This is a genomic window from Methylobacterium sp. Leaf469 (assembly GCF_001424745.1).
In the GTDB taxonomy this organism is placed as follows: Bacteria; Pseudomonadota; Alphaproteobacteria; order Rhizobiales; family Beijerinckiaceae; genus Methylobacterium.
Genome location: NZ_LMRE01000031.1, coordinates 1 through 7,378 on the forward strand (window position 1 = coordinate 1; position 7,378 = coordinate 7,378).

Sequence of the window (7,378 nt, forward strand, 5' to 3'; positions counted from 1 at the left end):
CGAAGCTTCAGCACCACCTGCTCCGCACCCGTCTTCTGACCTCGCCGCATGTCCAGCTCCTTCGGTCCTGGCTGATCCTCTCAATCAGCCCGGTCCAAAGCCAGCCAGTCACGTCAGCGCGGCGGGATCCGGCGGAGTGATCCGGCAGGGGCACCTTCGACACTCCGAAGGACCTGTTTTCGATCCAGGCTGAACTCCATCGAAGCTGTTTCGACAAGCGTCCGCTCGCAGAGAATGAGTGGTGATCCATTCGAGAACGTGTCCGCCGACCGCAGCACCGCCGACCGCCGTCTCGAATGGGCAGCCGCACGTGTAAGCCGCACGATCCGGGCGCCGAATTGCGACCTCGGCATTTTGGGGGCACTGGTACGTAAGGCCTCGGAAATCCGTAACCGGCGCGTTCAGTGAAACGTGAATCGCTGCGTCGATGCGCCAATCATCAGGACCGTCATGCGCGCAACCGTCTCTTCATTCGCACTGGCGTTGTTGATCGCCCTGGCGTCCGTCCCGGCCCTGTCTGCGCCGGACGATGCCGTTCTTGCAGTGGCCAAAGCCCAGGACGGTCCGTATCGCGAGACCTTGAAGGGGTTGGTCGACGTCGATTCCGGAACCGGCGACGTGTCCGGCCTCTCCAAGGTGGAGGGGATCCTGACGGCGCGTCTCGAAGCGTTGGGCCTCTCGGTCGACACCCGAGCCGCCCCCGTGTTCGGCGGTAATACCTTGATCGGCACGAGATCGGGCAAGGGCACGCGCAGGATCATGCTGCTGGTGCACTACGACACCGTGTTCGGCACCGGTGACGCCGCCAAGCGCCCCTATACGGAGCGCGACGGCCGCGCGTATGGTCCCGGCGTCGCCGATGCGAAGGGCGGCATCGCAATGATTCTGCATGTCCTCGCCGGACTGGAAGCGCTGCGTTTCGATGGGTACGGCACCCTCACGGTGGTGCTCAACCCCGACGAGGAACGCGGCTCACGCGGGTCGCGCGACGAAATCACGAAAATCGCCCGTGATCAGGACGTGGTTCTGTCCTTCGAACCGTCCTTCGCCGAGGCCGGCGTCGACGCCGTCACCGTGGCGACCAAAGGCATCAACTACGCGAGCCTCACCGTGAAAGGTCGCGCCGCCCATGCCGGCGGGGTGCCGGAAGCGGGCCGCAACGCGGTCGTCGAGCTCGCCCACCAGATCCTCCAGCTTCAGGATCTCGGCGACCCGGCGAAAGGGACCAGCCTGCACTGGACCGTGTTTCATGGCGGCACCAAACCGAACATCATCCCGGAGGAGGCGAAGGCGGAGGGCGACATGCGCTACTTCGTACCAAGCGAGTACGACCGAGTGCTGACGACGGCACGCAGGATCATCGGCGCCCACCGCGTTCCCGACACGCAGGTCACCTTCGATCTCGCCAAAGGCCGCCCACCGCTGCCCCGAAACCCGGCGACCCAGGCGCTCGGCGAACGCGCGCGGACCATCTACGCAGAGTTGGGCGCCGATCTTTCCCTCGCCGAGATCGGTGGCGGTACCGATGCGGGCTATGCTTTCCAACTCGATAGCCCGACAAAACCCGCCATCATCGAGTCGCTCGGCATCGTCGGCGGGCACTATCACAGCGCCGACGAATTCGCGGTCCTCGCCAGCATCACGCCGCGGCTCTACCTCGCGACCCGCCTCCTGATGGAGGTGTCGAAGGACGCTGGCCGTTAATCTGGGATGTCGCGATCGAAGTGCTCACCGGTTCAGCGCAAAGGCGATCGAGGTTCACGGAGGAGCGAGCTCGTTGGCAGAGGGGCCTTGGCGCGAGGCCCTCGGCGGGACCAAGCCCTGGTATGCAGCATCCTACATTCGGACAGGCGTCATCGTCCTGCAAGGTGCGGTGACGAGGGGAGCATGATCGGAACGACGGCCACGGCTGTTGCCGCGACGACCACAGCTGGCCATTTCGGTCCGAACGCATCTCCCCGAGACCGCAACCGATGCCGAATCCTGTCGAGTCGATCCTGCGCACCGCCGCCGAGGGCCTCGTCGCGCTGGTGGCAGCCTGCAACCGGCTCCGTCTGCCGGGAACGCAGCACCCGTTCGTGGTCGGCGTCCACACGCCGATGCGTGAGGAACTGACGCTGCTGGATCTACCCGTGACCGGAACGATCCCGGCAGGGCTCGACGGGCGCTACCTCAAGATGGGTGCCAACCCCGCCCGCCCGACGACGCGCGGCCACGACTGGTTCCTGGGCGACGGCATGGTGCACGGCTTGTGCATCGAGGGCGGCAAGGCGCTGTGGTACCGAAACCGATGGATCGGTTCGCGCGCGGCGTCCGCAGCGCTCGGCCGGCCCGCTGCTGCAGGGCCGCGCCGTGGCGACGACACCGTCAACACCAACGTCGTCGAGATCGGCGGCCGCGCCTTCGCCGTGGTGGAGGCCGGCAGCTACCCCGTTGCGCTATCCAAGGACCTCGAGACGCAGCGCTACGATCCGTTCGACGGCACGCTCATCGGCTCCTTCAGCGGTCACCCGCACCGTGCCCCGGAGACCGGAGAGCTCCACGCAATCGCCTATGACGGCCGCGTCTGGGACAGCGTGCGCCACGTCGTCCTCTCGCCCGGCGGCCGGGTCGTGCGCGACGTGTCGATCCCGGTCGACCACGGCCCGTGCATCCACGACTGCGCGATCACGGCGCGCTTCGTGGTCGTGCTGGATCTGCCCGTCACCTTCTCCATGCGGGCGGTGCTGGCCGGGCACCGCTTCCCGTTCCGCTGGAACCCCGCCCACCGCGCCCGCGTCGGCCTGCTCCCTCGCCACGGCACCGCCGCCGACATCGTCTGGTGCGCGGTCTCGCCGTGTTTCGTCTTCCACGTCGCCAATGCCTACGACGACGACGGGCGGGTGGTCCTCGACGTCGTCGCTTACGACATGGTGTTCGACTCGGCCGGCGGCGGCCTCGACGCGCCGGGCCGGCTAGAGCGCTGGACCGCCGACCCCGCGACGGGGCGGGTCGACCGGCGGGTGATCGACCCCGCGGCGCAGGAGTTCCCCCGGATCGACGAACGCCGCTTCGGGCGGCCCCACCGGTACGTCTATACGGGTTCAGTCCCGGCCGACGGCAACACGCAGCTCGTTGGCGCGACGCAGATCTACAAGCACGACTTGGCGACGGGGGAGCGGCGCGTGCACGAGTTCGGCGCCGACCGCGTCCCGGGGGAGTTCGTGTTCGTTCCGGCGAGGCCGGAGGCTGGTGAGGACGAGGGCTGGCTCGTTGGCCTCGTCATCGACACGGCAAGCGACACGACGGACTTCACCGTCCTCGATGCGCGCGCGTTCGAGGCACCGCCCGTCGCCACGGTCCACCTCGGGCACCGGATCCCGCCGGGCTTCCACGGGAACTGGTTTCCGAGTCCGAGGGCCGGATGATTCGGACGGCGGCGCGCGGTCACGTCCCGCAGAACGTACGGTAGTCCGCGCCGCCGCCCTCGGGGGCGTCGGCGTAGCGGGCCTGGGCAGGCTGGTCGTCGTAGGGCCGCGCCAGCACCGCCGACAGCTCCTCGAACGGGCCGAAGTCGTCGTGCTCGACCGCAGCCGCGACCATCGCCTCGACGTTGTGGTTGCGTGGGATGAAGGCCGGATTGACCGCGCGCATCGCCGTCGCCGTCGCTGCGGGGGCTCGTCCTCCCGCCACCAGCCGGCCCCGCCAGCGCACCGCCCAGGCGTCGTACGCGGTCGGGTCGACGAACAGGTCACGCACTCCGGCGTCCGCTTCCGGTCGCTCAGCCGCGTCGCACAAGCGGCGGAAGGTCAGGGTGAAGTCCGCTCGGTTCGCCGCCATCCGCTCCAGCAGATCGTCCGTGAGGGCGGTGTCGCCGTCCCGGTCCCCGGACAGTCCGAGCTTGCGGGCGAGACCCCCGTGATAAGCGGCCTCGAAGCGCGGGCCGAACCCACCCAGCGCCGCCTCGGCCGCCTCCACCGCCGCCGCCTCGTCATCGGCGAGGAGCGGCAGCAAGGTCTCGGCCAGGCGGGTCAGGTTCCACAGGGCGATCCCCGGCTGCTGGCCGTAGGCGTAGCGCCCATGCGCATCGATCGAGCTGAAGCGCGTGCGCGGGTCGTAGGCGTCGAGGAAGGCGCAGGGGCCGTAGTCGATGGTCTCGCCGGCCACCGACATGTTGTCGGTGTTCATCACCCCATGGACGAAGCCGACCAGGAGCCACGCCGCCACGAGGTCCGCTTGGCGGGCGACGACGACGTCGAGCAGCGCCCGATAGGGGTGGCCCGCGGAGGACGCCTCAGGATAGTGCCGGGCAAGGGCGTGGTCGGCGAGCGCCCGCACCGCCTCCGTGTCGCCGCGGGCGGCGAAGTATTGGAAGGTGCCGACCCGGATGTGGCTGGCCGCCACGCGGGCGAGCACCGCCCCGGGCAGCCGGGTCTCGCGCACGACGCGCTCACCGGTGGCGACCGCCGCCAGTGCGCGGGTGGTGGGGATCCCGAGCGCAGCCATGGCCTCGCTCACGAGGTACTCGCGCAACACCGGCCCGAGCGCCGCCCGCCCGTCGCCGCGGCGGGAGAACGGGGTCGGGCCGGCACCCTTGAGCTGGATGTCGCGGCGGCGCCCGTCACGGTCGACGACCTCGCCGAGCAGGACGGCGCGCCCATCGCCGAGCTGCGGCACGAAGTTGCCGAACTGGTGCCCGGCATAGGCCGTCGCGATCGGGGCGGCGCCCTCCGGGACGCTGTTTCCGGCAAGCATCGCCACCCCGTCGGGACCCGCGAGCCAATCCGGATCGATGCCGAGGTTCGCCGCCAGCGCGCGGTTCAAGTGGATCAGGCGCGGGGCCGCGACGGGCGTCGGGGCACGGCGGGCGAAGAAGCGGTCCGGCAAGCGGACATAGCTGTTGTCGAACGGGATCGCAGTCATGGTCGGGAGCTATGGACGATCGCGCTCGCGGACAAGCGTCTTCCGCCGTTCTTTGGGACGTCGTGCAGGACACAAAACGCAGCCGCGACGCCAAAACGGCGGGACTTTCGCCCCGCCGTTACGCTGTGATCGAAGTGTTCCAGAACCACGAGGCACGAGGCTGCTTCAGCGGGCCGAGGCGTCAGCGACGACGCGCCGGGCCGTCGGCGCCCGCGGGGTCAGCGAGGGCGTGGTCGTCAGCTCGGAAGCCGGCCGCACCGCGGCGGTGGCACGCGCCTGCTCACGGTAGAGCGTCGGGGTGATGTTGATGCGCTCGTCGGCGATCGCGGTGCCCGCCAGAGTCACGGGCGCCAGAGTGACGGACACGAAGGCAGCAAGGACGAAGGTACGAACGGTCATGATGTCGATTCCTCTGGTGGTCCGGGGCCTGCCCCGGTTCGTGAGAGGAATATGCTTCGCACCGCACCATCATTCAAACAGATAAGATCGATAGCTGCTATCGATAAAATCAATGATTGGGGATGCTTGATCGGAATACAAAATCGCCGTTCGCGACATCCGAAACGAAGAACGGCGAGGCTTTCGCCTCACCCTCGCGCCAGGATGGAATGGTGGTGGGCACGCTGGCCTCGCATCACATGGGCAAGCGAGCGAAGTTGTAGGCATTCAGAAAGGCGGCGAAGTGGTTCCGCAGCTGATCGTGGCTGTCGAAGTGGCAGTGCTTGACCGTCGCTTCCTTGAGGGTTCTGTTCATGCGCTCGACCTGGCCACTGGTCCACGCGTGATTTGGCTTCGTGAGCCGATGTTCGATGTTGTGCGCCCGGCCGATCCGATCGAAGCGGTTGACGCGGTAAAGAGCGGTCGGGCCGCGACGGTTCCTGGGCAGCTCGGCCAACTGGATGCCGTTGTCGTCAGGAGCGCGTTTGATGCCCCCCCCAGCTCCTGAGTGAGGGCAGAGTTGGAGACCGGCCCCGAGCCATAGACCGAGATCGTCCCCAGCGTGGTCGAGGGCGGACCGTCGCTCATAGCGCCGTCTCATGGGGCCTCGCGCTGGCCTCCAGGATCGACAGCGACAGGCGCTCGGCCCAGGGGAAGCCGGCGCGCCAAGTGAGGAACCCCCGGCCGCCCTCCAGCGGGCGATTCGTGGTCCAGGGATCGGGACGCGACATCCTCTGTCCCTCGCGCCCGTTCGACCGTCAGTCGAAACGGCGGACCCACTTTAGCGTCTCTTCGAGATCGTCCTTCTCTTCCGGAACTTCGATGATACCGTACTCGTATCCTTCAAAGCGGATCGGTTTGATGATTCGGGCGGCATCCCGATAGGCCTGCGGGATGCCGCCGATGCCGTTGCTGTCCACGACCGGCGCCTGCCCGGCCCGGATCAGCACACCCCCCAGCAGCGTGAGCCAGTTCGAGGCGCGAGGCACCTCGTAGCCGCCGAACCGCGTCTCTGACCAGTAGTCGCCCATCGCGTCGTATTCGAGGGCGGGATAGCGCTGCATCAGGGGATAGTAGTAGACCTTGCCAACCGTCTCACGACCCGGCTCGGTTAAGACTCCAAGTCCTCCAGAGCCATGTAAGACCCCCAATCTTCCGGCCCAGTCGCAGATGAGACTGACGAAACGATCCGGATCGTCTAGGATGAACGAGGGCGGGAAATGAAACTTGATACCTGACAGCCGGCGAGTAGTATTTTCTTGATCGAAGCCAAATGCGATTCCTCTTCAGAGGGAAGGATCGTCTTCTTCACGGGAATCAAAATTGATAATTGAGCAGTAAAAATCCTCTGTGTTTCCAGAATTGATAAATTTACTACAATACTTTCTAAGCTCGGTAGGATTCATTTTTTTATACGAACGACTTCCAGCCTCCTTAAAGTGAGTAATCTTCTTTTCAAATAGTTCTATGTATTCCTCTAATATGCATAAAATGTTTTGCCGGCGGTCGGGCCTGTGCCCATCCAGAAAATATAACGATATCATTCCGCCTACACGTGAAACGATTTTATTGAGCTTTTTTGACCGATAAACCAGTTGTGTTTCAATTTGAGACGGGTCGCGCTGGGTTTGCCAACGAATATAATCTGGAACCTCCGTCAAGTTTCTGTTCCTTTATTTATGTTGCTGCAATTACAATCTTCCGCAACATTTATTTATTTGACTTTGACCAACTTTTCGCCGGTATGGCTTTGATCTTTTGCGATATCTTTGTAATAGCCTCGCTCCTGAGCATCTGTCTTGCCATCCACACCACCTCCAGCCCTTGTGAATTTCATTTCCCAGAGTTCGCTCAGGCGCCCACCCTGCCACCACGACACGTCAGGCCGAGGAGCCCCGCGCACCACCGGAGCCGTCGAGGGCATGCCCGGCGCGGTCCGGCTGCGCGGTGAGCCGCACCGAGGACGCGTAGCCGTCGAAATGGTCGCCGTAGTCGACGATCGGGTCGGGGGCCGGCACCAGGGCCGAGCCCCGCGGCG

Annotated in this window: 7 protein-coding genes and 1 pseudogene; 2 read left to right on the forward strand and 6 right to left on the reverse strand. The window is 65.8% G+C overall.

All coding sequences use genetic code 11. The features are described 5' to 3' along the window. Positions 1-450 precede the first annotated feature (450 nt). Positions 451-1,704, forward strand: coding sequence for a glutamate carboxypeptidase (locus ASG60_RS14060; protein ID WP_056386246.1), 1,254 nt, complete (start codon positions 451-453; stop codon positions 1,702-1,704). 269 nt (positions 1,705-1,973) lie between these two features. Beyond that, positions 1,974-3,407, forward strand: a complete 1,434-nt coding sequence (locus tag ASG60_RS14065; RefSeq protein ID WP_056386248.1) for a carotenoid oxygenase family protein — start codon at positions 1,974-1,976, stop codon at positions 3,405-3,407. 19 nt (positions 3,408-3,426) lie between these two features. Here the strand turns inward: ASG60_RS14065 and ASG60_RS14070 are convergent, their stop codons facing one another. The 6 genes and pseudogenes from ASG60_RS14070 to ASG60_RS22860 form a co-directional block, all read right to left on the reverse strand. After that, the gene (locus tag ASG60_RS14070) at positions 3,427-4,902 is read right to left on the reverse strand and encodes a protein adenylyltransferase SelO (RefSeq protein ID WP_056386250.1); all 1,476 of its coding nucleotides are present in this window, start codon (positions 4,900-4,902) and stop codon (positions 3,427-3,429) included. 165 nt (positions 4,903-5,067) lie between these two features. After that, positions 5,068-5,301 carry a hypothetical protein gene (locus ASG60_RS14075; RefSeq protein ID WP_056386252.1) on the reverse strand — a complete coding sequence of 78 codons (234 nt, stop codon included), beginning with the start codon at positions 5,299-5,301 and terminating at the stop codon, positions 5,068-5,070. Positions 5,302-5,548: 247 nt separating this feature from the next. Then, a pseudogene (locus ASG60_RS23520) lies at positions 5,549-5,719 on the reverse strand (integrase core domain-containing protein); the annotation flags it as partial. A 205-nt stretch (positions 5,720-5,924) separates the two neighbouring features. Further along, positions 5,925-6,071 carry a hypothetical protein gene (locus ASG60_RS22855; RefSeq protein ID WP_156398913.1) on the reverse strand — a complete coding sequence of 49 codons (147 nt, stop codon included), beginning with the start codon at positions 6,069-6,071 and terminating at the stop codon, positions 5,925-5,927. Positions 6,072-6,098: 27 nt separating this feature from the next. Next, positions 6,099-6,620, reverse strand: a complete 522-nt coding sequence (locus ASG60_RS22125) for a type VI immunity family protein (protein WP_082531764.1) — start codon at positions 6,618-6,620, stop codon at positions 6,099-6,101. A gap of 6 nt (positions 6,621-6,626) precedes the next feature. Further along, a complete protein-coding gene (locus ASG60_RS22860; RefSeq protein ID WP_156398914.1) occupies positions 6,627-7,001 on the reverse strand; it encodes a hypothetical protein in 375 nt (124 codons plus the stop codon). Between the last annotated feature and the right edge of the window lie 377 nt (positions 7,002-7,378).